Raw genomic sequence first — 22,755 nt, forward strand, 5'->3', positions numbered from 1 at the left:
TGGAGGATGGCTGTGCCTCTATCAAAGATGGCGGTGAAGCTCAACGCCGTTGCCGCGCGTCCGATCGCGCGAGCAGCAGACTCGTTGCCAAGAGCGCGACGGCACCGAGCGGCAGATAAAGGCGAACCCCGAGGACCAGAAACTGGTAGAAGGCGGCCAGCGACGTGAAGGCGAACTGGAACATCCAGGTGCGAGTCCCGGTCGTCGCGTGCCACTGCGCGTAGAAAGCGCGGTAGTCGAGGGCGAACAGGAATGCCGTCGTTCCGATCGTGCCGGCGGTGAGACACAGGAAAAAAGCTGAAAAGCGTGTCTCGACCGGTCGGTTCTGCGACAGGCAACGGGCGGCAAATAGCGAGAGCGGCCATGCGATGAGACCGCCCCACGCGTAAAGCGCGAGGATGCTTTTCAGGTGGAAGGTGGCGTCATTTTCCCGCCACCAAAGTGCAAGCCACGCCGAGAGCGCCATCGCGAAGCCCCAGCAGAGCGCGCCCAGGATCGCTTCCCGCAGGCTCGGAACCGAATGGGAGAGACGGAAGCGCTTCGGCCGGTCCGGGGCTGCGATGAGCACCTTTGCCCGGACCGCGGCCTTCCCCTCCATCAACCGGGAATCCGCACCGGTACCGCGATCCAGCGGCCGTCGGTGGTGCCTTCGAAGCCGAGCGACTCGACCAGGATCATCACTGCATGGACCTCGGAGCCATCGGTCTTGACATGGGTCACGACGCCGCCGATGCGGTAGCCCGTCGGGCAACGTCGGCTCAGTGGGATTCGCTGATCGTCTTCGAGTATTTCCGCTGTGGGTTTTCCGGCCTTCTCGGTCATCGTCAGACGGAAGCCCTTTACCTCTTTCAGAAAGCCTTCGCAAATCCCTTCCGGCTCGAAGACCTTCTCTTCGAGCTTCAGCGTATAAACCTTGCGGAAGGATGCATCGGCGGGAAATGAGGAATAGGTCAGTGTGCGCGGCTCTGCATCGAGCTCGGTCACAGGATTATAGGCGGCGAGCACTCCCGGCGTGTGGTGGAGACGATAGGCATCGATGAGCGGCGCGGAGCGCCTGTGGGCTTCACCGCGCGCCGTGTGCAGATCGGCTCCGTCCTCTTCCGCAACGGCGCGCACGGGCGCGCCTGGCAGGAAGGCGTCGGTATTGGTGTCGAGAACGTAGATCGTAGAATAGGGAAAGCCGGAGCCGTCCTGGATACCGTATTCCTCGAAGGCGAAGACATCGCCATCCGATGAAAAGCCGATCGGTTGAAAGGCGGCATAGTCGCCGGCCGCGGCACCCGATGCGGCAAGCATCGCCACCATGATGCCGGCAGTGGTTGCGCGCGCCTTCATCCGCGTGCCTTTTCCGCCTGTGTGCGGAGCACTTCGATGGCGCTTCGATACGCATCGACGGAATCGCCCTTGAAGATGGCGGAGCCGGCGACCAGCACATTGGCGCCGGCTTTCGCTGCGACGCCGGCGGTATCCGGCGCGATGCCGCCATCCACCTCGATCTCGATCGGGCGACTGCCGATCATTGCCTTGATCCGCCGGATCTTCTCCTCCGTCGCGCCGATGAACTTCTGGCCGCCGAAGCCAGGATTGACCGTCATCACGAGAACGAGATCGACGGTGTCGAGGACATATTCGATGGCGCTTTCCGGCGTCGCCGGATTGATGGAGACGCCGGCTTTCTTTCCGAGCGACTTCACAGTCTGCAGCGAGCGGTGCAAATGCGGGCCTGCTTCGGCATGGACTGTTATGATGTCGCAACCGGCCTTCGCGAAGGCTTCGAGGAAGGGATCGGCCGGCGCGATCATCAGGTGGCAGTCGAAGGTTGCCCGGGTGTGCGGGCGCAGCGACTTGATGACGTCGGGCCCGAAGGTGATGTTCGGCACGAAATGTCCATCCATGACATCGAGATGGATCCAGTCTGCGCCGGCCTCGGCGACGTCGCGAACCTCCTGGCCGAGTTTGGAGAAGTCGGCCGCCAGGATCGACGGGGCAATGCGAATTGGGTGGGTCATCATCGGGCTCCGGCTCTTTCCCGCGCCATAGCATTCTCGGGCCTCCCGAACAACCGGCGCGAAGATCAGGAGCGTGAGGACCAGGCAGGTATCAGATCGTCTCCGGCATCTCGTGCATCATGGACGCCGCGCGCGATCGCACGGGCCATCGTGGCGGCTGCCGCGGCGCTGAGATCGATGAAATCCTGAAGCAGCGGCGTCTTTCCGCTCGTGCCCGTCGAAAGCGCGAAGACCAGATCGCCGTCAAGGGGCGTATGAGACGGCCATAGGGCACGCGAAAAGCCGTCATGGGCCGCGATCGCCAGACGCTTGGCCTCCGCCTTGGTGAGCAGCGCATCGGTGGCTATGACTGCGATGGTCGTGTTCGTCGCCGGCGCTGGCCGCTCCCGAAATTTGAAGCGCGGGGTAGCGGCGTCCTGCGGCCAGGGCGTGGGCTGGCCCAGCCCGCCGAACTCGTCGTCCATCTCGAAGGGTGCAGCCCAGAAATGAGGTGTGTCGCCGACGGTCGCGGAGCCGACGGCATTCACGGCCACGAGGGCGCCGACAGTGATCCCATTGGCCAGCACCGTCGACGCGGAGCCGAGACCGCCCTTGAAGGTCGCGGTAAGCGCGCCCGTGCCTGCGCCGGTGCTGCCGGTGCCGAAGTCCGCCGATACCGCATGCGCCGCTTCGTAGCCGAGATCGCGATACGGAGCGTAGCGTCCCCAATCCTTGTCGCCGCCATTTGCCAGATCGAAGAGGATCGCCGCAGGCACGATCGGCACACGATGCGGGCCGACGGCGAAACCGCGTCCCATCTCGCGCAGCGCCGCCTGAACGCCCGAGGCGGCATCGAGGCCGAAGGCCGAGCCACCGGAGAGCACGATCGCATCGACCACCTGGACCGTATTGTGGGGTGCGAGCAGCTCGGTCTCGCGCGTACCGGGAGCGCCACCGAGAACCTGAACGGCGGCCGTCGCCGGCGGATCGCAAAGCACGGCCGTAACCCCGGATTTCAGCCTGACATCCTCAGCATTGCCGACCAGCAATCCGGGCACGTCCGTGATGAGATTTCTGGCCCCTTTCCGCATCATTCCGTATTGTCCGTAGCGGTTGCATCGACGAAACGCGCGTCCTGCCATCGCATCAGCCGGTAAGGGGTTTCGGCAAGCTCGTGCGCATTGTTGAACCCGATCGGCCCGAGCACCGTCGGATAGGGTCCTTTCGTCAGGGCATCGGCAAGCGAGCTGCCGTCTTTTGCCGCCTGGTCCTTTGCCTGCTCGAGGAGCGACACTGCGGCAAAGGCGGGCAGAACATATCCCTCGGGCTCGATCTCGGCGGCGCGCATGGCCTTTGCCACCGCCGCAGCCTCCGACGATCGTGCGGGGTCGGGTATCGTCATGGCAAGGACGCCGTTCTCGAGCGGCACGTCGAGATCGGCAGCGTTCAGCGTGTCGCCGCCAAAAAGGGTTATCGGGACGTTTTCCGCTTTCGCGTCACGCGCAATCACCGCCGTATCGTTGCGATCGCCTCCGGTGAAGACATGCGTTGCACCGCTCTTCGCCAGTCGCCGAACGAGGCTCACCTGCTGCTCCTGCGAGGGGCGGTAGGTGTCGGTGAAAACCGGCGTTATGCCGATCTCGGCCAACCCGTTGCGCACGCTCTCGACAAGCTCGCGGCTGTGGATCGTCCCGTCGTCGATCAGAGCGAGCGGCCTGCCTTTCCAGTTCGCGACGATGGCATCGGTGATCGCCGCCGCTTCCGCCTTGCCGCCCGGCGCCAGGCGATAGAACGGCCACTCCTTCTTGAGTGCGTCCTCCATGAGGATGTCGGAACGGACGCTGACGGTGATCGCCGGAATGCCGGCTTCGGCCAGGGCCGGCAGCGCGGCCTCAAGGCTCTCGGTGCACAGAAAGCCGATCGCCGCTTCCGCGCCGCTTGCAAGCAGGGCCTTCGTCAGCGCCTCGCCGCCGGCAGGATCGCAGGTTTCGCTGATCGGGATCACCTGGCTTCCGCGGTCGCCGGCCTGGAATGCTGCCCCGGCAGAAATCTGCCTGCCGAGGGAGGCGAAGGGCCCTTCCTCGGGAGCCACGACCGCGACCTTTACGCCGGCAGCGAAAGCAGGACCGGTCAGGGCAAGTGCAGCGACAAAGAGGCTGGTGGCGATTGATCTAGGCATGTCATTTCCCGCTATCGACCGCCATGTTTTAAGGATGTGGGCGCGCCCGTCAAAGGAAAAGATCGAGGCATAACGAGGCTTTGTCGCCGCATCGATTGCAAGCGCCGCTGATCCGCAAAATTCTCGCATCGCCGGGTTTCATATTTTCCGCGAGAGTCTATGTATGTGCGAGATATCGTTCCGGAGCGAGATGTGTTGGAGAAGACCCGGCTGGACCCGATAACCTACCGTGATGCGATGAGCCGCATGTCGTCGCATGTGCAGCTGATCACGGCGGCCGATGGCAAGGAGCGGCGTGGCGTCACGATCACCGCGTCCTGCTCGGTATCGGACGATCCGCCGACAGTGCTCGCTTGCCTCAACGCAGCCAACCGGCGCAACGACATCTTTTCGCGTGGCGGCAGTTTCGCGCTGAACCTGCTCGGCTCCCAGCATCACGCCCTGGCTCACGCCTTTTCTGGCCGCGACCAGCTCGACATGGAACGACGTTTTGCCCTCGGCCGGTGGACGCAGCGCACGACCGGTGCGCCCATCCTCGTCGAGGCGATCGCTGCCTTCGACTGCCGCCTGATCGAAGTCAAGGAAGTGGCCACACATCTCATCCTTATCGGCGAGGTCGTGGATGTGCAGCTCGGCCCGAAGCAGCCACCGCTCATTTATGTAGACCGCGGATATCACACGCTATAGGTTTTCGTCCACGCGGGAGGAAGCATGGCGAGACAGGTGACAGGAAAGCTGCCTCAGTCCATCGACGAGACGAGGGCGATGCTGGAGGCGCAGGATTATCTCGCCGGAACCGCGCTTGCGACCGTTCTCTTCCTGGCCCTCAGGATGAAGCGCCCGCTATTCCTCGAAGGCGAGGCCGGCGTCGGCAAGACCGAGATCGCCAAGGTGCTGGCGCGCGCCCTCGACCGGCCCCTTATCCGGCTTCAGTGCTACGAGGGACTTGACGTCGCCTCGGCCGTCTACGAATGGAACTATCCCGCCCAAATGCTGGAAATCCGCCTGTCGGAAGCGGCGGGCACCGTCGACCGCCAGAGAGTGGAAAGCGACATCTTTTCCGAGCGGTTCCTCATAAGACGGCCGGTGCTGCAGGCGATATCGACGACGGCCGGGCGGGCGCCGGTGTTCCTGATCGACGAGCTCGACCGCACCGACGAAGCTTTCGAGGCCTTTCTCCTGGAGGTGCTTTCCGATTTCCAGGTCACAATCCCCGAACTCGGGACGATCAGGGCCGACGAGCCGCCGATCGTCATCATCACCACCAACCGGACGCGCGAAATCCACGACGCCTTGAAGAGGCGCTGTCTCTATCACTGGGTCGACTACCCCAGGGCGGCGCAGGAACTGGAGATCATCCGCCGCAAGGTCCCGGGCTGCAACGCGGCGCTTTCGCGCGAGATCGTTGCCTATGTTCAGAGGTTGAGGGCGCTCGACCTCTTCAAGAACCCCGGCGTCGCGGAAACGATCGACTGGGCCACGGCACTTACGGAGCTCGACGCGCTGGCTCTCGATCCCGAGACGGTGGCCGATACGCTCGGGACGCTTCTCAAATATCAGGACGACATCGCCCGGATCGAAGGTGCCGAAGGCCGCCGCCTGCTTGCCGAGGTGAAGGCCGAATTGCTGGCGCAGGGCTGAGCAGGATGACCGCCGGAGCCCATGCGAATGATGGAAGGCTCGCCGATAATATCGTCTTCTTCGCCCGTGCCCTCAGGCGGGCGGGACTGCGGATCGGTCCGGCCGCCATCGCCGATGCGATCGGTGCCGTGAAGCTGATCGGCATCGGCTCCCGCGGCGAGTTCTATGCAGCGCTCCAATGCACCTTCGTCAAGCGGCATGAAGACCAGGCCGTATTCGACGAGGCTTTCCGGCTGTTCTGGCGCTCGCCGGATCTGGTGAACAAGATGATCGCGCTCATGTCGCCCATTGCCATGCCCCGCTCCGGGGAGGATCGGCGTCGGCGCGCCGGCGAAGAACGCGTCCGTGATGCGCTTCTTGCCGGCCGGGACGGCGCGCAGCAGCCAAGCGAAGCGCCGGAGGTGGAGGTCGACGCACGCTACACGGTCTCGGGCCGCGAACTCTTCCGCAAGGCGGATTTCGGCCAGATGACGGCCGCGGAGATCGCGGAGGCAAGAAAGGCATTGTCCGCAGTCCTGCTGCCGCTCGACCGGGTACGCACGCGCCGCTATCGACGGTCCCACCGCCCGGTGCGGATCGATCCGCGCTCCACCATGCGAGATGCCATGCGGTTCGGCGGGGACTTCATCCTGCCGCGCTTTCGCGAGCCGCGGCTCGTCCATCCGCCATTGGTCGTGCTTGCGGACATTTCCGGATCGATGAGCAAGTATACCCGGATATTCCTGCACTTTCTGCACGCCCTCACCGAACAGCGCCATCGCGTCCATACTTTCCTTTTCGGGACGCGGTTGACGAATGTCACGAGGCAGATGCGCAACCGCGACCCCGACGAGGCGCTGGACGACTGCATCGCGGCAGTCAAGGACTGGTCGGGCGGCACGCGTATCGGAGAGACGCTTCACGAGTTCAACCGCCGTTGGTCGCGCCGGGTGCTCGGGCAGGGGGCCGTTGTCCTCTTGATGACCGACGGGCTCGAGCGCGACGATACGGCCGAACTGGAGATCGAGATCGATCGACTGCACCGTTCCTGCCGCCGTCTCGTCTGGCTCAATCCGTTGCTGCGTTTCGACGGTTTCGAGGCGCGCGCCCGAGGTGTCAGGGCCATGCTTCCGCATGTCGACGAGTTCCGCCCGATCCACAACCTCGAATCCGTCGCCGATCTGGTGAAATCGCTGTCCGGGCGCGGAGCGCGCGACGCCGATCCGCGGCGCTTCCTGAACCATGGACGGCCGGCCGTTGACCGCGCGCCGGCGAGTGCGTCACAGTGATGTGACTTGATCCGATGCAGGATCATCGCCTGAGTGCAATTTTCGGAGTTGCAGCATGCAGAACGAGCCGAACATCCTCGATCCTCTGGAGGTGGCCGAGACCTGGCACGGTCAAGGTCGCTCCGTGGCTCTCGCGACCGTGATCGAAACCTGGGGTTCCGCGCCCCGTCCCGTCGGCAGCCATCTGGTGATCGACGGCGAAGGCAATTTTCAGGGTTCCGTTTCCGGCGGCTGCGTCGAGGGCGCGGTTATTGCGGAGGCTGCCGAGGTGATTGCGTCCGGTACGCCGCGGGTTCTCGAATTCGGAGTGGCCGATGAGACGGCTTGGCGCGTCGGCCTTTCCTGCGGTGGCCGGATCCGCGTCTATGTCGAACGAATTGACGGCTGAACGATGGAACTGAGCACACTGCAGACACTCAATCTCGCCCGTGCGTCGCGGCGCGCCGCCGTCGTCGTCGGGGATCTTTCGGACGGCAGCAGTCAGGCTTTTGTCGAAGGCGATCGCATTCCCCCCGAATGGGCCGCGCCCGTCTCCGAAGCGCTGCACTCGGGCCGGCCCCGTCTTCTGAAGGTCGAGGAAAGGGCGTTTTTCATCAACGTTCATCTGCCGCCCCCACGTATCGTCGCGATCGGCGCGGTTCACATTTCGCAGGCATTGGCGCATCTGGCGCCGGTCGCAGGTTTCGACATGGCGGTCATCGATCCGCGTACCGCCTTTGCAACGGCCGAGCGTTTCCATGGCGTCGAGCTTCTTGCAGACTGGCCCGAAGACGTTCTGCCCGCTCGACCGCTCGACCGTTATACGGCAGTCGCCGCTCTCACGCATGATCCGAAGATCGATGACTATCCGATCAGGGCGGCGCTGGAAGCGGGATGCTTCTATGTCGGCGCGCTTGGCAGCCGCAAAACCCATGCGGCTCGGACCGAACGCCTGCAGGCGCAAGGGGTGCAGGGGGAGGCGATCGCACGTATCAAGGCCCCGATCGGCCTCGATATAGGTGCCGCGAGCCCGGCCGAGATTGCGGTTGCCGTGCTGGCGGAAATCATCGGGGCGCTGCGGCGTCGTGACGTGAACCTGCCGGTGGAGGGGGCGAAGTGAGGTTCGGACCCGTGCGGCTTGCCGATGCCGAAGGCGCTCTCCTGGGCCATTCGGTAAAGATCGGTACAATGAAACTGGCGAAGGGGCATCGCCTGAGCGCCGACGATGTCGCGGCACTTGCCGAAGCGGATCTTACGGAGGTCATTGTCGTGAGGCTCGAGCCGGACGATCTGGCGGAGGACGAAGCCGCGGCGCGCATAGCTGCGGCGATCGCCCCGGATCATCTGCGATTCTCGCGGGCTGCCACGGGCCGGGTCAACGTCTATGCTACCGTTGCCGGTCTTTTCGTTGCCAATCGCGCCGTCGTCGATCAGCTGAACCGTATAGATCCGGCGATCACGCTCGCCTGTCTTGCCGATCATGTTGCCGTCGACGCAGGCGACATGGTGGCTACGATCAAGATCATCCCGCTGGCCGTCCAGCAAGCGCTCGTGGAGCGAGCGCAGGCGCTGCTTCGGGCGGATCTGGCCTTCGAAGTCAAGCCGTTCACGCCCCGGCGCGCGGCCCTGGTGGCGACCGAGCTGCCTTCGTTGAAGGGCCAGGTGATGGACAAGACGCGCGCCGTTCTCACCGCAAGGCTCCTGCAATCGGGCAGCCGCCTCGATAGCGAGCAACGCGTGGCTCATACCACCGAAGCGGTCGCCGCCGCGATCTCGGACGCTGCCGTTTCGCATGACATGATCATCGTCTTCGGCGCTTCGGCCGTGGCTGATCCGGACGATGTGATCCCTGCCGCCATCCGGCGCGCGGGCGGAGTCGTAGAACACGTCGGGATGCCGGTCGATCCGGGCAATCTGCTCGTGCTCGGGCGGCTAGGGGATATTCCGGTCCTGGGTGCTCCCGGATGTGCACGAAGCCCGCGAGAAAACGGCTTCGACTGGATTCTCGACCGGTTGATCGCGGGCGAGTGGCCGAGCAATGCCGATATTACCGGGCTCGGCGTCGGCGGGTTGCTCAAGGAAATCCCGACGCGTCCGCAGCCCCGGGAAGGCACCGGCGGCAAGCGGCCCGGTCCCGTCGGGATCGTGGTGCTCGCAGCCGGCCAGGCAAGCCGGATGGGGCCGGACGGCCGCCACAAACTGCTTGCGGAGTTCGAAGGCATGCCGCTCGTGCGCCGGTCGGTGGAAACCGCCATCGCCGCGGTTCCGGGCAGAGTGATCGTGGTAACAGGGCATCGGGAGGCGGAGATCCGGGCGGCACTCGCGGGGCTGCAGCCCACATTCGTCTCGAACCCCGATTACCGGAGCGGGATGGCCGCTTCGCTGATTGCCGGTCTCTCCGCCCTCGACGCCGACTCCGGCGGGATGCTCGTCATGCTTGCCGACATGCCGGGCATCACTTCGGCACACCTGGCGAAGTTGATCGCTGCCTTTGAAGCCGAATCCGGCCGTGCCGTGGTGCGTGCCGTCGCCGACGGGCAGCGCGGCAACCCGGTCATTCTGCCGAAGGAGACCTTCCATGCCGTCCGGCAGCTCGTCGGCGACGTCGGGGCGAGGCACATCGTCGAGCGCTGCGGCTTGCCGGTGATCGACGTCGAACTCGGTGCTGCGGCGCGTCTTGATCTCGACACGCCGGAGGCGATAGTGGCTGCCGGCGGGCTATTGAGGGATTGAGCGATGGACAATGCGGCAATCGAGGAGATTTTCGAAACACTCGGCCCGGTCAAGATTCGCCGCATGTTCGGCGGCAAGGGCATCTATTTCGACGGCATCATTCTTGCTTTGGAAGTGAACGGCGAAATTCTTTTGAAGGGCGATGCCGAATCGGCGCCGGCGCTCGAGGAAGCAGGCGCGCGGCAGTGGGCCTATGAAGGCAAGGGCAAGCCGGTGAAAATGCCCTATTGGAGCATCCCCGAGCCGGCTTGGGACGACCCGGATGAAATGGCGCGCTGGGTTGGACTTGCCTATGCGGCCGCGCTCAGGGCGAAAAAGTAGGGTGAGTGGCGGGGTTCAGGCGAGCGCCCGCACCGCATCAGCCGCAAAGCGGGATAGAGGCTGGGGCAGGGCGCTCAGGTCGAACCAGCGGATGTCGGAGAGTTTGTCCGGCTCGGTGAGACGCGGCTCGCCGGAGAAATTTTCCGTCACATAGATCAGCGAGATCCAATGTTGCCGATCGGCTTCGATCATCTGTTCGCTGATGCATAGAAAGCGGGTCGAATGGATGGAAAGGCCACTTTCCTCCTCCGCCTCGCGTCGGGCCGCATCCTGCGCGAGCTCCATATGATCGACTTTACCGCCGACGATGCTCCAGTGACCGGCCTCCGGCGCCTTCAGGCGTCGGCAAAGGAGGATCTTTCCATCCCGCAGGATTGCCAGACCGCAGCCGAGACCGGGGAAATCGATGCCGGGCAGTGCCATCAGCGGAGAATCAGGCCTTGCCCATGATCAGCATGAAGGCCGGAATGTCGTCACCGAAACCGACCGGCGTCGGACCGTCGTCATGATCCCGGCGGTTGCGCTGGCGACGGTCGCGATTGTCGTCATTGGCTGCATTCTGCGCGCGGCCGGGACGGTCGCTACGGCCGTTATGACGATCCTTGCTGTCGGCATTGCGTTCGATCTTCACCGCGTCGACCCTTTCCGGGACTGTTTCGAGTTCTTCTGTATTATTGCCTGAAGCCGTGACAGGCTTGCGATCGGCGTGAGCCTTGCCGGGACGCTCCCTCTTCCGATCCTTGCGCCCGTCGCTGCTGCGGTCGCGACGGCTGTCGTGGCTCTCCATCGGCTCGGGCAATTCCGAAAGGTCGCCGTTGTACCATTCGACCTTCTGGCCGATCAGTTTCTCGATGGCATCGGAAAACTTCGTCTCGCGCTTCGTGATGATCGTGAAAGCGGCGCCGGAGCGGCCAGCACGGCCCGTTCGGCCGATGCGGTGGACATAGTCTTCAGCGTGGATCGGCACGTCGAAATTGAAGACATGGCTGACGTCGGGAATGTCGAGCCCTCGCGCCGCGACGTCGGAGGCGACCAGCAGCTTGATGTTGCCGTCCTTGAAATTGGCGAGCATGGCCATGCGTGAACGCTGATCCATGTCGCCGTGCAGCGCGCCGACCGAAAAGCCATGGCGATCGAGCGAGCGGAAGAGTTCGGCGACATCCTTCTTGCGATTGCAGAAGATGATCGCGTTCTTCAGGTCCTCCTGGGACCGAATGAGTTCACGAAGCACCGCGCGCTTCTCGTAATCCTTGCCGTGTGCGGCTACGAAACGCTGCGTAACGGTTATGGCCGTCGAGGACCGGCGCGCCACCTCGAGCCGCTCCGGATTCTGCAGGAAGCGATCCGCAAGCTTCTGAATTTCGGGCGGCATGGTCGCGGAGAAGAACAAGGTCTGGCGCGTGAAGGGAATGAGCTTCGCGATTCGCTCGATGTCGGGAATGAAGCCCATGTCGAGCATGCGGTCGGCTTCGTCGATGACGAGGATTTCGACTCCGGTCATCAGGAGCTTGCCGCGCTCGCAATGGTCGAGCAGGCGGCCGGGCGTGCAGATCAGCACATCGGCGCCACGCTCGAGCTTGCGGTCCTGCTCGTCGAAGGAAACTCCACCGATCAGAAGCGCGATGTTGAGCTTGTGATTCTTGCCGTATTTGTCGAAGTTCTCTGCAACCTGCGCAGCGAGTTCGCGCGTCGGCTCGAGGATCAGCGTACGCGGCATGCGTGCGCGTGCGCGTCCCTTTTCCAGAAGGGTCAGCATCGGCAGCACGAAGGATGCGGTCTTGCCGGTTCCGGTCTGGGCTATGCCGAGAATGTCGCGGCGCTGAAGCGCCGGCGGGATGGCACCAACCTGAATCGGTGTCGGTATCGTGTAGCCCGCATCGGTAACTGCGGAGAGAACTTTCTGGCTCAGGCCAAGGTCAGCGAAATTGGTCAAAGGGGAAACTGTTTCCGTTCCGGTTCTGATGAACTCTGATCGATCGTTGGAAAATGCAACAGCATGTGGCGGCGCTCATACGACCAAAGGCGCCGAAAGTCAAGAAATCCAGCACCTTGAAACACTGGAAGTTGAATCCGCCCGATTCTCATGCTTTTCGCGTCAGGCGCGGGAGAGGTAGCGGCCCGCACGCCCGTTGTCAATCGAGATAGCCGGCGAGCTCCGTTCCGGCCCTCAGGAAGCGCGCCGGATCGACGGCGTGCCCGTTCAGGCGAACCTCGTAGTGAAGATGCGGTCCCGTCGACCGTCCGGTACTTCCCGACTTGGCAATGACCGCGTCTGCCTTCACCACATCGCCGACATCGACCAGGATGGCCGACAGATGTGCATAGCGGGTCGAGACGCCGTTGCCGTGATCGATTTCGATCATGTTTCCATAGCCGCCCGCAGACCCTGCGGCCGTTACGGTGCCATCGGCGGTCGCGCGGACTCGCGTGCCGGTCGGTGCGCGAAAGTCCGTCCCCGCGTGCAGCGCCGGGCGGCCGAGAAATGGATCCAGCCGATTTCCGAAGCCGCTGGAGACATCGGCTGCAGGCGCCGGGCTGACGAGAGGAAGTCTTTTTGCTGCCTCACGGGTCTGCTCGAGCTCCAGGAGAGCAGTGTCGAGACCGACCAGGGACCGATCGAATACGTCTCCGTTCTGCGGTTCGACGAAGGGACCGCCGACACCGGCTTCCGCGGCCGTATCCGTGACGAGCGCTTCGTCGGCTGCGGGAAGCGTGAAACCGGTATCCTCCACGATCGCCCTGATCGTCGCGGACGTCCTTAGTGCGCTGTCCGTCATCTGCCGGAGATGCGCCATCTGTTCGCGCTCCACACCCTTAAGCGAAAGCGTAACATTGGAAAACACCCTGTCGGCCCGGTCGGAAGCGCTTTCGCCATCCACATTCGCGGAAGAGACGGGTGCATAGCCGAGGACGGCGGAGCGGGGAGGCCGATCATCATCCTTGCCGGTAATACCCATGATCGTCTCGATGGCCTTGACGCCGCTCCGAGCTTCTGCGCGCCCGTCATAGGCCAGCGGTTCCGTCGCCGGCAGAGTGTTTTGCTGTCCGGCATGATTAAGGGCCGTACCGTTTTCCGGGAGTGCGCCGAACTGGCCGCTTCTCGAGGTCAGTGCCAGCTGCCGCTGCAGAAGCTTCTCTACCTTCTGCTCGACAACCTGCTGATCCAGCAATTGCCGGCTCGTGACACGGTCAACCTGCGCTCGCAGTGCAGCGATCCGGTCCTCGTATTCATGCTGCATGCGCGCCTGCCGTGCGATCGTTCCGCCGATCAGGTCGTCGCGAAGCACCAGATATGTGGTTGCGGCAAGATATCCTGTGCCGAACATTCCCAGGAAACAGATGGCCAGGGTCGCCATCCATGGGCGGACAGTCATGTGCCGGACCCGGTCGCCGCTCGCCAGGATCAGGACGTGACTTTGCCTGCGTTTCCCGAAGGCGTTTACCGAACCAACAGACACCACATCACCCCCGCCGATGCGCCCCAGTTGCGCGTCAGTAGACGCGCTGCGCCGTAGTTCGCGTTGCTCGACGGCAATTACACTTTGTTAGGGTTAATAAAGCGTGTGTGCGAGGCGCTATCTCAGATGTTGGTGGAGGCGGTCATCGATCGGTAGAAGGAGGGGGTCAATCCCGCTTCCGCCCGGGCAATGTCGTTGAACGGGGGTTTGAGCGGTCCGCGGAAATTCGCCCGCACCAGCGTTTGAAAGGTTGCGGCGGGGTCCTTCTTCTGCCGGGCGCAGAGAAAGCGGAACCATTTCGCTCCGACCGCGACGTGGCCCTTCTCGTCTTCGTAGATGACGTCGAGGACGGCAGCGCTCTCATCGTCGCCGGTCTCCCGCATCTTCGCACGCAGTGCCGGAGTCACATCAAGGCCACGGGCTTCGAGAATCAGCGGAACGACGGCCAGGCGGGCGGTCAGGTCGTTGCGCGTGTCGTGCGCCGCCTGCCAGAGGCCGTCATGGGCGGGAAGGTCGCCATAATCTGCGCCGAGGTCGTTCAGCCTTCGCCGTACCATTCGAAAATGCTTGGCCTCTTCGAAGGCAACCTGCATCCACCCGTCAAAGAAGGAATTCGGCACCGGCTCGGATGCAAAGCGTGCGATGATGTCGAGGGCCAGATCGACCGCGTTCAGTTCGATGTGGGCGATAGCGTGCAGCAGAGCGATGCGCCCTTTCAGCGAGCCGAGCGAGCGCCGCTTGACCTGGGTCGGTGGCGTCAGAACGGGTCTTTCCGGGCGGCCGGGCCGTTCGGGCACGGCGCGGTCCAAAGGCGAGCGCAGGGACAGCGTTCGCGCCTGCCAGCGCCGCGCCGCCTCCTGCGCAAGCTCGGTCTTGACGGCAAGATCGGCGGCGCGGATCGCTTCGACGGCGGCGCCGCGCAGGCTGTGGAATTGCGGAAGTCGCGTCATGGTCTTGCCGTATCCGCTCAAAGCGCCTTTGCGGCGGCCAGAACCTCGTCGGCGTGGCCGGGGACTTTGACTTTTTCCCAGACGCGGCTGATCACGCCCTGCCGATCGATAAGGAAGGTGGTCCGCTCGACGCCCATGTATTTGCGGCCGTACATGCTCTTCTCGACCCAGACGCCGTAGGCGTTTGCCACAGCCTTGTCCTCGTCGGCGCCAAGGGCGACCGTGAGGTCGTGTTTTTTTGTGAAACGATCGTGGCTCTTGGCCGAATCTGGCGATATGCCGACGAGCGCAATCCCCGCTTCCTGGAATTCCTTCTGCAGAGCAGAGAAGGCGATAGCCTCCTCCGTGCAGGCTTTGGTATCGTCCTTCGGATAGAAGAACAGAACGATCGGCTTTCCGCGCAGCGCAGCGAGCGCGATCGAACCGCCGCCATCACGAGGAAGTTCGAACTCCGGGGCGATATCGCCTTGTCCCAATCCTGCCATGATCAAACCTTTCTTACGTCACGTTTTGTGGGCATTCCGCGGTTAATGCATGTCCCAAAATCGTGCAGCGTCTTCGGGATCGAATGCAGTGCGCTTGAGGCATATCGGAGATCGCCGAAGTCCGTCCAGAAGAGTTGTGATAGATTTGACAGGTGCCGGACGGCTTCGTAGCTACTGTATGATCCTTTAACTCGGATTCGAGTGGAGGTGAAATCGTGCTGGCTCAATGCCATAAGCGATCTTGCGCGAAAGGGGAAATGGCTAGTCTTCTCGCTCCGGCGAGAGACGAAGCATGGTGATTTGGTTGGACGAGTATCGATCTAAATGGGGCGAATGAAAGACCCGGCCATCGCTCACGTGGCAGCGGCCCGATGGGAAACACGCAATGGGGCGATCAGGTCGGACGCTCGGGCCGATGACTGAAATCCGCGGCGAAAAAGTCGACTTTCGCAGAGAGGACATCGTCGCGCTGCACGCGTTGCCCTCGGCCCAGGCGCACGACCCGGTCATCGTGCACACGCCGCGCCCGGGCGGGGCGTGGCGCTTCTGCGCACGGCTTTTCCTGTGCTGCTCCCTCCTTGTCTTCATCGCCGTTGCTTCGCTCGTCGCCATCATAGAAAGCGGGGTCGTCGACGGACCGTTGAATGCCCGGGCACGTAATGCGCTCAACGCCGCGCTCGGCCAGGGTTACCGCGCCGATGTCGAAAGCACGGTCATCCGCTTGACGGGCGGCGGCGCAATTGCGCTCAAGGCGCGCGGCGTTACCCTGAAGGAGAGCGGTTCGGGCCGGCACCTCGCCAAGCTCGGTGCGATCTCGATCGCCCTCGATCCCTTCGCGCTGGCGACCGGCCGCATCGACGTCTCGAGGCTCGAAGCGGAGGGAGGCGAACTCGACACCGGCCTCTTGCCGCGCGGCGAACCGATCGATCTCACCGCCATCCGCATCGCCGATGTGGGTAACGCGCTTGAGGAGCTGTTCGCGCAGGGCGACCGGATGTCACGGTTGACCGCGGGGCGGGCGACGCAGACCGTCGTGCTCTCGGATTTCAGCCTGAAAGTCAGCGGCGCCCGGGGGCGCGTTGTTCCCGTCGATATCAGGACGCTGGAATTCAGCCACGATCCGGACAGCTCGATGCGCGTTGACGGTACGATCGCGGTCGACGGGACAGAGTCGGTGCTGACGGCAAAGGCTCTCGGCAAAAATGGGCGCATTGCTGCCTTCGAGGCCCGCCTCGACGCGCTCTCGCTTTCGCCGTTCCTCTATCACGGAAAATCGGCCAGGGAGGAGGCCTTCGGCATCGAGACCACCGCCGATGTGATGCTCAACGCGTCTCGCGCGACGGACGGCAGGAAGCCTGCACTTACGGCAACCGTCAAGACTTCCAAGGGCTCCTTCCACGCCGGCGGTCTCGTCTCGACTCTCAATTCCTCTGACCTGAACCTCTCCTACGATTTCGAGCGGGCCTCCGTCGAAATTCTGTCGTCGATGATCAGGATCGGCCGTTCGAGCTTCCCTTTTACCGGCGCCCTGATCGATCTCGACAAGATCGCCGGCGCCGATCGCAAGGGCTTTGCGGTCGATCTTCTGCTCAAGAACGCCAGTTCCGATCCCGAAGACATTCAGGAGCGGCCGCTTGCATTTGACGCCAAGGCGAGCGGCCGATTCGAGTCCGACGCGCACCGGCTGATCTTCGATCAGCTGGCAATATCGAGCCCGCTCGGTTCGATGGCGGGCTCGCTCTCGGTCGCCTTCGGCAAGACGTCGCCAAGGATCAGTTTCGCCGCACTCAGCGACAGGCTGCATGCCCGGGCGGTGAAGCAGCTATGGCCATGGTGGCTCGCGAAGGGGGCTCGCCGCTGGGCGATCGGCAATCTCTTCGGCGGGACGGTGAGCGATGCACGCATCGAGGTCTCGATACCAGAGGGGCGCATCGCCAGCAGCGGCGGTGAGTTGAGGCTCGACGAAAAGGAGCTCAACATCAACTTCGCCATCGACGAGACGCGCATCAACATCGCCGGCGAGATCCCGCCGCTGCGCGACACGGCCGGGCACTTCAGCCTGAGCGGCGAGCGCATGTCCGTTGCGGTCCGGAAGGGCGCCGCCTTTTTCCCGTCCGGGCGGTCCGTCGCCTTGAACGGGGGGGATTTCGTTATCGCCGACGTCTATGAGAAGCCGCTGATGGCGGAAATGAAGATCGAGGTCGCCGGACAGGCGGACGCCATAGCGGAGCTCGTTCGCTACAAGCCCATCCAGGCCCTTCAGAAGACGCCCTTCGCGCCGGAGGATTTCGCCGGGCCGATGACGGCACTGGTGGGCGCACGGTTTGGCCTCATATCCGACCAGATGCCGCCGCCGCCGCTGTGGCAGGTGGAGATGCAGCTTGAGGACGTCACGATAAAGCGGCCCATAGCGGGACGATCGATCGCCAATCTCGACGGTAAGATGCGGATCGACAACGAGCGTGCGGTGCTTCAGGCGAATGCCCTCATCGACGGTGCGAAGATGCGTGTCGCGCTCACCGAACCGGTGGACGGCTCGGCCGGTGTGACGAGAACGCGAGAAATCTCGGGGACGCTCGACGATGCGGCGCGGGCGAAAATCGCCCCCGCGCTGTCCGGCATCGTCAAGGGGCCCGTCGGCATCGACGTGTCGCTTGCGGAAGACGGCAGCCAGGCGGTGAAGGCCGACCTCGGCAAGGCCGTCCTGTCGCTTCCCTGGATCGGCTGGAGCAAGGGGGCGGGCATCGCCGCACAGGCGGCGTTCACAATCCGGCCCGTCGGCAGCACCACGGAAATAAACGACCTCCGGCTCACCGGTGAGGGTTTTGGCGGCACCGGCGAATTGCGCGTCGACGAATCGGGTCTTGCAGCGGCGCGGCTGCGCGACGTGCGGCTCGCAAGCGGAGACGATTTCGCCGTCACGGTCGGGCGCAGCAATGGAGGCTATTCGGTGGACCTGACCGGCACTGCGGCTGACATCCGGCCGGCGCTCGCCCGCGTGAAGAGCGGATCGGGCTCGAAAGGCTCGGGCAATGTGAAGATCAATGCGCGGCTCGATCGGGTTACCGGCTTTAACGGCGAAGTGCTCTCGAATGTAAACCTGGCCTATTCGAGCCGCGGTCAGCAGATCGACGATGTCGATCTTTCTGCGTTGACTGCAAGCGGTCAGGCCGTCGTCGCCAGACTGGTGAAGGCCGGGGCGGACAACACACTGGAACTGACGACAAGCGATGCCGGGGCTTTCGCGCGCTTCATCGATATCTATCGCAATATGCGCGGCGGCCTCCTCAATCTGCGACTGCGTGATCGCGGCGCCAATTCCTGGCGTGGGACCGTGGATATCCGCAAGTTCTCGCTCGTCGGGGAGCAGAGGCTGCAATCGATGGTCTCGACGCCGGCGGGGCAGGACGGGCGCAGCCTCAATGAGGCGGTCAGGCGCGATATCGATGTGAGTACGGCTCAGTTCGAGCGCGGTTACGCGCAACTCCTGCTGGATCAGGGCGCGATCCGCGTCGGCAGCGGGGTCGTCCGCGGCGTCGACGTCGGCGCGACGTTCCAGGGTACGGTCCGCGACTCCAACGGCCGCATGGACATGACGGGAACGTTCATGCCGGCCTATGGATTGAACCGGCTCTTCGGCGAGCTGCCGCTGATCGGTGTCCTGCTCGGAAATGGCCGTGACCGCGGTCTGCTCGGCATCACGTTCAAACTCACCGGTCCGTTCAGCCAGCCGAATCTGACGATCAACCCGCTGTCGATCATAGCGCCGGGCGTCTTCCGCAACATTTTCGAGTTTCAATAAAAAGGCCGGCGCTGCGGCCGGCCTCAGGTTCCCATTGCCTTGTCACCCGCTCACACGGGCCGAACGAGCAGGTGCTTCTTCTTGCCGAGCGAGAGCTTGATGACGCCGTCGCCGGTCACGTCGCCGCTTCCGATGATGCGGCGTTCGTCGCTGACCTGATCGTCATTGATCCGGACGGCGCCGCCCTGAACATGGCGGCGCGCCTCGCCGTTCGAAGCGGCCAGACCGGCGCGGACCAGAAGCGTCAGCAGGCCAAGCCCCGATTCGAGTTCGGGAGCCGGGACCTCGACCGAGGGCAGGTTCTCGGCAAGCGCACCTTCCTCGAAGGTCTTGCGCGCCGTCTCGGCGGCCTGTTCCGCCGCCGCCCGCCCGTGCAGCATGGCGGTGACCTCGGTTGCCAGAACCTTTTTGACCTCGTTGATCTCGGAACCGCCGAGCTTCGACAGCCGGTCGATTTCGGCCATCGGCAGCGTCGTGTAGAGCTTGAGGAAACGGGCGACGTCGGCGTCCTCGGTGTTTCGCCAGTACTGCCAGAACTCGTAGGGTCCGAGCATATCCGGATTGAGCCAGACGGCACCGCTCAAGGACTTGCCCATTTTCGCGCCGGAGGCAGTGGTCAGCAGCGGCGAGGTGAGGGCGTAGAGCTGCGGCGTTCCCATCCGGTGGCCGAGATCGATGCCATTGACGATGTTGCCCCACTGATCCGAACCGCCCATCTGGAGCCGGCATCCGGTGCGCTCGTAAAGCTCGACGAAGTCGTAGGCCTGCAGGATCATGTAGTTGAATTCAAGGAAGGACAGCGACTGCTCGCGCTCGAGCCGCATCTTGACGCTGTCGAAAGACAGCATGCGGTTCACCGAGAAATGCCGGCCGACGTCGCGCAGAAATTCGAGGTAGTTGATGCCGAGCAGCCAGTCGGCATTGTTGATCATCAGCGCGTCCTTGGGGCCGTCGCCGTATCTCAGGTAGTTCGAAAAGACCGTTTTGATGCTCGCTATGTTGGCGGCGATCGTTTCGGGCGTCATCAATTGCCGCGCCTCGTCCTTGAAGGACGGGTCGCCGACCATGCCCGTGCCGCCGCCCATCAGCGAAATAGGACGGTGTCCGGTCGCCTGCAGCCAGTGCAGCATCATGATCTGGATGAGCCCGCCGGCGTGCAGGCTCGCAGCCGTGGGGTCGAAGCCGATATAGGCGGTCACGGTTTCCGTCCGGAACAGCTGGTCGAGGCCGGCATCATCCGATGTCTGATGGATGAAACCGCGTTCGCTGAGAGTATGAAGGAAATCGGACTTGAACTCGGACATAACCTGTCTCTTTCGGCTGGGTAGAACGTGTGCGCCGGGCCTTTATCACTGTTTCTTCGAAAGTGCACGTTTTTGCTTGGCGGGTGTTTTGCTATGAACGCAGACGCGGGTAGGAAGCGGCGCGCGTTCGGCGGAGGATAATGCATGGGCAAGGTATTGGCGGCGATCGGCCTGATGAGCGGCACGAGCATGGACGGCATAGATATCGCAGTCGTGCGAACGGACGGTGACACCATCGTCGATCGCGGCCCGTCCGCCGGATATGCCTATGATCCGCAGTTCCGGGAGCGCCTGAAACAGGGCCTCGAAGATGCCCGGTCGATTGTCAAACGAGAAGAGCGGCCGGGTACTCTCGCAGACCTTGAGCGCGACCTGACGTTGCGGCACGCAGTGGCCGTCCGGATGTTTCTTCAGGAAAACAATATTTTACCCGATAATGTTGATGTAATAGGTTTTCACGGTCAAACCGTCCTGCATCGCCCTGACCAAGCGTTGACGGTACAGCTTGGCGATGGCGATCTGCTGGCGCGGGAGACCGGGCTCGACGTGGTCTATGACATGCGGGCCAATGACATGGCCCATGGAGGCCAGGGCGCGCCACTCATTCCCGCCTATCACGCCGCCCTGGCGCGCGGTCTCTCCGAGATCGGGGAGTTCGCCACTCCCGTCGTCTTCGTCAATATCGGCGGCATTTCCAATCTCACCTACATAGGCGCAGGCGAAGAAATCGTCGCTTATGACAGCGGACCCGGCAATACGCTGATCGATCAGTGGGTAGAGGCTCACGCCGGCATTCCCTACGATCAGGGCGGCATGATCGCGAGCGAGGGCGGCGTCCTGCCGGAACTCGCCGACCGTTATCTTTCTCACCCGTTCTTCAGTGCTGAGAAACGCCGCTCGCTCGACCGTAACGACTTCGCGCCTCCGGCGGCAAGCGATGCCAGCCTCGAGGATGGCGCGCGTACCCTCGCTCATGTGACGGCTGCCGGCATCGTCCGGTCCGCACGCCATCTTCCGGCAAGTCCGGCAACCTACATTGTCTGCGGCGGCGGCCGCCTGAATTCCGTAATCATGAGCGACCTTCGCGCGCTTGCGGAAGCGGAGGGCGCGCGCGTGCTTGCCGCGGAAGCGGCGGGTCTCAACGGGGATTCGATGGAAGCGGAGGCCTGGGCCTACCTCGCCGTGAGATCGCGGTACGGATTGCCTTTGACCTATCCGGGGACGACCGGCGTCAGCCGCCCGGTAAGCGGAGGTCGGCAGGCCGCAAAACCCGCACAAGCCGAGTCGGCTTAATGATTTCTTCGCGCGCCTTCGCTAACCTACGCCACGACAGCGGAGAGCCGTGGGCTCGTTGACCGCGGAAGGACTTTCGGAACTTCGATGGGTGGTGCACTTTCACTTCTGGCGGTGAATTTCGTCATTGCCCAGATATTCGCGGCGGCTTTTCTCGTCATCGCCGCGAAACGCCGTCCGGGGCGGCCGGCAGCCTGGTGCGCCGCTGGATTTGCCATAGCTTCTCTGGCTGCGATTTGTGAAGCCGTTCTGCCGTTTACGCCTGTACCCAAGCTGTTCGCCGTCGGGGCTTTCGCAAGTGTCCTTGCCGGCTTTTGTCTCCTGCGTTTCGGCCTCGGGCTCTTTTATGGCGTACCGTCAAAGCCGTGGGCCCTTGCGGCTTTCTTCGCCGCTTCGGTAATCCTCGATCTGTTTATCTACGATCTTCCGCGCGGAACGTTGCGGCACGCCTTCTTCTACCAGGCGCCGTTCTTCCTCATCCAGGCCTGGACCGCAGCCGCGGTTATCCGTTCCCGGCGCCGCTCCTACGCGGACTGGATCCTAATTAGCTTCCTCGCGATGAATGCGCTCCATTTCCTCGTCAAGATCTATGCGGCCGTCGCCGCGGGGGCGGGCGCCACGGCTTCGGACTATCTTCAGAGCCCCTTCGCCTTGATTTCGCAGGCGTTCGGCGCCGCGCTGATCGTCGGGACCGGCGTCGCGATGTTGGGCGTCATGGTCAAGGACATCGTCGACAAGGCACGCGCCAGCTCCGAGACCGACGCCCTTTCGGGTCTCCTGAACCGGCGCGGCTTCATCGAGCGCGTCGCCCCTTTGCTGCCGACCCGCAACGCCGAGGGTCCGGGCGCGCTGATCCTTACGGATCTCGACCGGTTCAAGGGCGTCAACGACACCTATGGCCACCACACGGGCGACGAGGTAATCCGCCAGTTCGCGCGTGTGCTTCTCGAACTCATGCCCAGCCGTGCCGCGGCGGCACGCCTCGGCGGCGAGGAGTTTGCGGTGTTTCTTCCCGGAGTGGGCCTGAGTGATGCGCGTGTCGTTGCTCAGGGAATGCGTGCCGCCACCGCCTCAACGCCTATCCCCGGGCTCCCGGAGACGGCGACGATCACCGCAAGCTTCGGTGTGGCGGCGATCGAACCGGGAGAGCCGCTGGAAACGGCGCTACAGAGGGCGGATAAGGCGCTGTACGCTGCGAAAGCCGCGGGGCGCAACCGTGTCGAATCCGCAGAGCCGTCCGCGCGTGTCGTGACCCCCGCTGTTTCCCAGTGGATCAGGCATTAGATCGCCACTGCTTACGACGAAGCTTCGCCTAGGGGATAACGAAAGACTAAGGCCTGTAGAGATTCGGGCC

At 63.6% G+C, this 22,755-nt stretch carries 21 protein-coding genes; 10 read left to right on the forward strand and 11 right to left on the reverse strand.

Translation table 11 applies throughout. From position 1 onward, the window contains the following. Positions 1–40: 40 nt before the first annotated feature. From AC6CIG_RS08040 to AC6CIG_RS08060, 5 genes are all read right to left on the reverse strand, one after another. The gene (locus AC6CIG_RS08040; RefSeq protein WP_437407669.1) at positions 41–598 is read right to left on the reverse strand and encodes a hypothetical protein; all 558 of its coding nucleotides are present in this window, start codon (positions 596–598) and stop codon (positions 41–43) included. Next, positions 598–1,335, reverse strand: coding sequence for a DUF2259 domain-containing protein (locus AC6CIG_RS08045; protein WP_437407670.1), 738 nt, complete (start codon positions 1,333–1,335; stop codon positions 598–600). Before AC6CIG_RS08045 ends, AC6CIG_RS08040 begins: the two co-directional genes overlap by 1 nt. Further along, complete coding sequence (rpe, locus tag AC6CIG_RS08050; RefSeq protein WP_324761814.1) at positions 1,332–2,012, reverse strand: ribulose-phosphate 3-epimerase; 681 nt, start codon at positions 2,010–2,012, stop codon at positions 1,332–1,334. The genes AC6CIG_RS08045 and rpe overlap by 4 nt, the downstream gene beginning before the upstream one ends. A gap of 62 nt (positions 2,013–2,074) precedes the next feature. Further along, positions 2,075–3,082, reverse strand: a complete 1,008-nt coding sequence (locus tag AC6CIG_RS08055; RefSeq protein WP_437407671.1) for a P1 family peptidase — start codon at positions 3,080–3,082, stop codon at positions 2,075–2,077. Further along, on the reverse strand, positions 3,079–4,167 hold the full coding sequence (locus AC6CIG_RS08060; RefSeq protein WP_437407672.1) for a branched-chain amino acid ABC transporter substrate-binding protein: 1,089 nt from the start codon (positions 4,165–4,167) through the stop codon (positions 3,079–3,081). The genes AC6CIG_RS08055 and AC6CIG_RS08060 overlap by 4 nt, the downstream gene beginning before the upstream one ends. 159 nt (positions 4,168–4,326) lie before the next feature. Between AC6CIG_RS08060 and AC6CIG_RS08065 the strand changes: the two genes are divergently transcribed. The 7 genes from AC6CIG_RS08065 to AC6CIG_RS08095 are packed head-to-tail and all read left to right on the forward strand — an operon-like array spanning position 4,327 to position 10,109. Further along, positions 4,327–4,854, forward strand: a complete 528-nt coding sequence (locus AC6CIG_RS08065; protein ID WP_018095061.1) for a flavin reductase family protein — start codon at positions 4,327–4,329, stop codon at positions 4,852–4,854. Between the two features lie 24 nt (positions 4,855–4,878). Next, a complete protein-coding gene (locus AC6CIG_RS08070) occupies positions 4,879–5,808 on the forward strand; it encodes an AAA family ATPase (protein WP_324761810.1) in 930 nt (309 codons plus the stop codon). 5 nt (positions 5,809–5,813) lie between these two features. Continuing rightward, positions 5,814–7,076, forward strand: a complete 1,263-nt coding sequence (locus AC6CIG_RS08075) for a vWA domain-containing protein (RefSeq protein ID WP_437407674.1) — start codon at positions 5,814–5,816, stop codon at positions 7,074–7,076. Between the two features lie 55 nt (positions 7,077–7,131). Continuing rightward, positions 7,132–7,464 carry an XdhC family protein gene (locus AC6CIG_RS08080; protein WP_018095058.1) on the forward strand — a complete coding sequence of 111 codons (333 nt, stop codon included), beginning with the start codon at positions 7,132–7,134 and terminating at the stop codon, positions 7,462–7,464. Positions 7,465–7,467: 3 nt separating this feature from the next. Further along, the gene (locus AC6CIG_RS08085) at positions 7,468–8,175 is read left to right on the forward strand and encodes an XdhC family protein (RefSeq protein WP_018095057.1); all 708 of its coding nucleotides are present in this window, start codon (positions 7,468–7,470) and stop codon (positions 8,173–8,175) included. Beyond that, positions 8,172–9,788, forward strand: a complete 1,617-nt coding sequence (locus AC6CIG_RS08090; protein WP_437412262.1) for an NTP transferase domain-containing protein — start codon at positions 8,172–8,174, stop codon at positions 9,786–9,788. The genes AC6CIG_RS08085 and AC6CIG_RS08090 overlap by 4 nt, the downstream gene beginning before the upstream one ends. A 3-nt stretch (positions 9,789–9,791) precedes the next feature. Then, a complete protein-coding gene (locus AC6CIG_RS08095; RefSeq protein WP_018095055.1) occupies positions 9,792–10,109 on the forward strand; it encodes a TfoX/Sxy family protein in 318 nt (105 codons plus the stop codon). A 15-nt stretch (positions 10,110–10,124) separates the two neighbouring features. Here the strand turns inward: AC6CIG_RS08095 and AC6CIG_RS08100 are convergent, their stop codons facing one another. From AC6CIG_RS08100 to AC6CIG_RS08120, 5 genes are all read right to left on the reverse strand, one after another. Then, positions 10,125–10,532 (reverse strand): NUDIX hydrolase, encoded by a 408-nt coding sequence (locus AC6CIG_RS08100; RefSeq protein ID WP_018095054.1) that lies wholly within the window; start codon positions 10,530–10,532, stop codon positions 10,125–10,127. 10 nt (positions 10,533–10,542) lie between these two features. Beyond that, a complete protein-coding gene (locus AC6CIG_RS08105) occupies positions 10,543–12,042 on the reverse strand; it encodes a DEAD/DEAH box helicase (protein WP_127710011.1) in 1,500 nt (499 codons plus the stop codon). Between the two features lie 199 nt (positions 12,043–12,241). Next, on the reverse strand, positions 12,242–13,567 hold the full coding sequence (locus tag AC6CIG_RS08110) for a M23 family metallopeptidase (protein WP_437407676.1): 1,326 nt from the start codon (positions 13,565–13,567) through the stop codon (positions 12,242–12,244). A gap of 122 nt (positions 13,568–13,689) precedes the next feature. Further along, positions 13,690–14,517: a ferritin-like domain-containing protein gene (locus AC6CIG_RS08115; protein ID WP_437407677.1), complete on the reverse strand. Its 828-nt coding sequence runs from the start codon at positions 14,515–14,517 to the stop codon at positions 13,690–13,692. Between the two features lie 17 nt (positions 14,518–14,534). Next, the gene (locus AC6CIG_RS08120) at positions 14,535–15,002 is read right to left on the reverse strand and encodes a peroxiredoxin (RefSeq protein ID WP_437407678.1); all 468 of its coding nucleotides are present in this window, start codon (positions 15,000–15,002) and stop codon (positions 14,535–14,537) included. Positions 15,003–15,387: 385 nt separating this feature from the next. On the opposite strand from AC6CIG_RS08120, the gene AC6CIG_RS08125 reads away from it, so the two are divergent. Continuing rightward, a complete protein-coding gene (locus AC6CIG_RS08125; RefSeq protein WP_437407679.1) occupies positions 15,388–18,804 on the forward strand; it encodes a YhdP family protein in 3,417 nt (1,138 codons plus the stop codon). A 50-nt stretch (positions 18,805–18,854) separates the two neighbouring features. Here the strand turns inward: AC6CIG_RS08125 and tyrS are convergent, their stop codons facing one another. Beyond that, a complete protein-coding gene (gene tyrS, locus AC6CIG_RS08130) occupies positions 18,855–20,108 on the reverse strand; it encodes a tyrosine--tRNA ligase (RefSeq protein WP_018095049.1) in 1,254 nt (417 codons plus the stop codon). Positions 20,109–20,252: 144 nt separating this feature from the next. Here tyrS and AC6CIG_RS08135 point away from each other — a divergent pair, with 144 nt between their 5' ends. Both AC6CIG_RS08135 and AC6CIG_RS08140 read left to right on the forward strand, forming a co-directional pair. Next, positions 20,253–21,401, forward strand: a complete 1,149-nt coding sequence (locus AC6CIG_RS08135) for an anhydro-N-acetylmuramic acid kinase (RefSeq protein ID WP_018095048.1) — start codon at positions 20,253–20,255, stop codon at positions 21,399–21,401. A gap of 87 nt (positions 21,402–21,488) precedes the next feature. Further along, positions 21,489–22,685, forward strand: coding sequence for a GGDEF domain-containing protein (locus AC6CIG_RS08140; protein ID WP_437407680.1), 1,197 nt, complete (start codon positions 21,489–21,491; stop codon positions 22,683–22,685). The last annotated feature ends 70 nt before the right edge of the window (positions 22,686–22,755 follow it).

This window comes from Sinorhizobium sp. GQ132 (assembly GCF_059758575.1).

What these genes read in the sequence shown, in the direction of transcription:
- AC6CIG_RS08040 (WP_437407669.1), bottom strand. Translation starts at nt 598, where the DNA reads ATGGAGGGGAAGGCCGCGGTCCGGGCAAAGGTGCTCATCGCAGCCCCG.
- AC6CIG_RS08045 (WP_437407670.1), bottom strand. Translation starts at nt 1,335, where the DNA reads ATGAAGGCGCGCGCAACCACTGCCGGCATCATGGTGGCGATGCTTGCC.
- rpe (WP_324761814.1), bottom strand. Translation starts at nt 2,012, where the DNA reads ATGATGACCCACCCAATTCGCATTGCCCCGTCGATCCTGGCGGCCGAC.
- AC6CIG_RS08055 (WP_437407671.1), bottom strand. Translation starts at nt 3,082, where the DNA reads ATGATGCGGAAAGGGGCCAGAAATCTCATCACGGACGTGCCCGGATTG.
- AC6CIG_RS08060 (WP_437407672.1), bottom strand. Translation starts at nt 4,167, where the DNA reads ATGCCTAGATCAATCGCCACCAGCCTCTTTGTCGCTGCACTTGCCCTG.
- AC6CIG_RS08065 (WP_018095061.1), top strand. Translation starts at nt 4,327, where the DNA reads ATGTATGTGCGAGATATCGTTCCGGAGCGAGATGTGTTGGAGAAGACC.
- AC6CIG_RS08070 (WP_324761810.1), top strand. Translation starts at nt 4,879, where the DNA reads ATGGCGAGACAGGTGACAGGAAAGCTGCCTCAGTCCATCGACGAGACG.
- AC6CIG_RS08075 (WP_437407674.1), top strand. Translation starts at nt 5,814, where the DNA reads ATGACCGCCGGAGCCCATGCGAATGATGGAAGGCTCGCCGATAATATC.
- AC6CIG_RS08080 (WP_018095058.1), top strand. Translation starts at nt 7,132, where the DNA reads ATGCAGAACGAGCCGAACATCCTCGATCCTCTGGAGGTGGCCGAGACC.
- AC6CIG_RS08085 (WP_018095057.1), top strand. Translation starts at nt 7,468, where the DNA reads ATGGAACTGAGCACACTGCAGACACTCAATCTCGCCCGTGCGTCGCGG.
- AC6CIG_RS08095 (WP_018095055.1), top strand. Translation starts at nt 9,792, where the DNA reads ATGGACAATGCGGCAATCGAGGAGATTTTCGAAACACTCGGCCCGGTC.
- AC6CIG_RS08100 (WP_018095054.1), bottom strand. Translation starts at nt 10,532, where the DNA reads ATGGCACTGCCCGGCATCGATTTCCCCGGTCTCGGCTGCGGTCTGGCA.
- AC6CIG_RS08115 (WP_437407677.1), bottom strand. Translation starts at nt 14,517, where the DNA reads ATGACGCGACTTCCGCAATTCCACAGCCTGCGCGGCGCCGCCGTCGAA.
- AC6CIG_RS08120 (WP_437407678.1), bottom strand. Translation starts at nt 15,002, where the DNA reads ATGGCAGGATTGGGACAAGGCGATATCGCCCCGGAGTTCGAACTTCCT.
- AC6CIG_RS08125 (WP_437407679.1), top strand. Translation starts at nt 15,388, where the DNA reads ATGGGGCGATCAGGTCGGACGCTCGGGCCGATGACTGAAATCCGCGGC.
- tyrS (WP_018095049.1), bottom strand. Translation starts at nt 20,108, where the DNA reads ATGTCCGAGTTCAAGTCCGATTTCCTTCATACTCTCAGCGAACGCGGT.
- AC6CIG_RS08135 (WP_018095048.1), top strand. Translation starts at nt 20,253, where the DNA reads ATGGGCAAGGTATTGGCGGCGATCGGCCTGATGAGCGGCACGAGCATG.
- AC6CIG_RS08140 (WP_437407680.1), top strand. Translation starts at nt 21,489, where the DNA reads ATGGGTGGTGCACTTTCACTTCTGGCGGTGAATTTCGTCATTGCCCAG.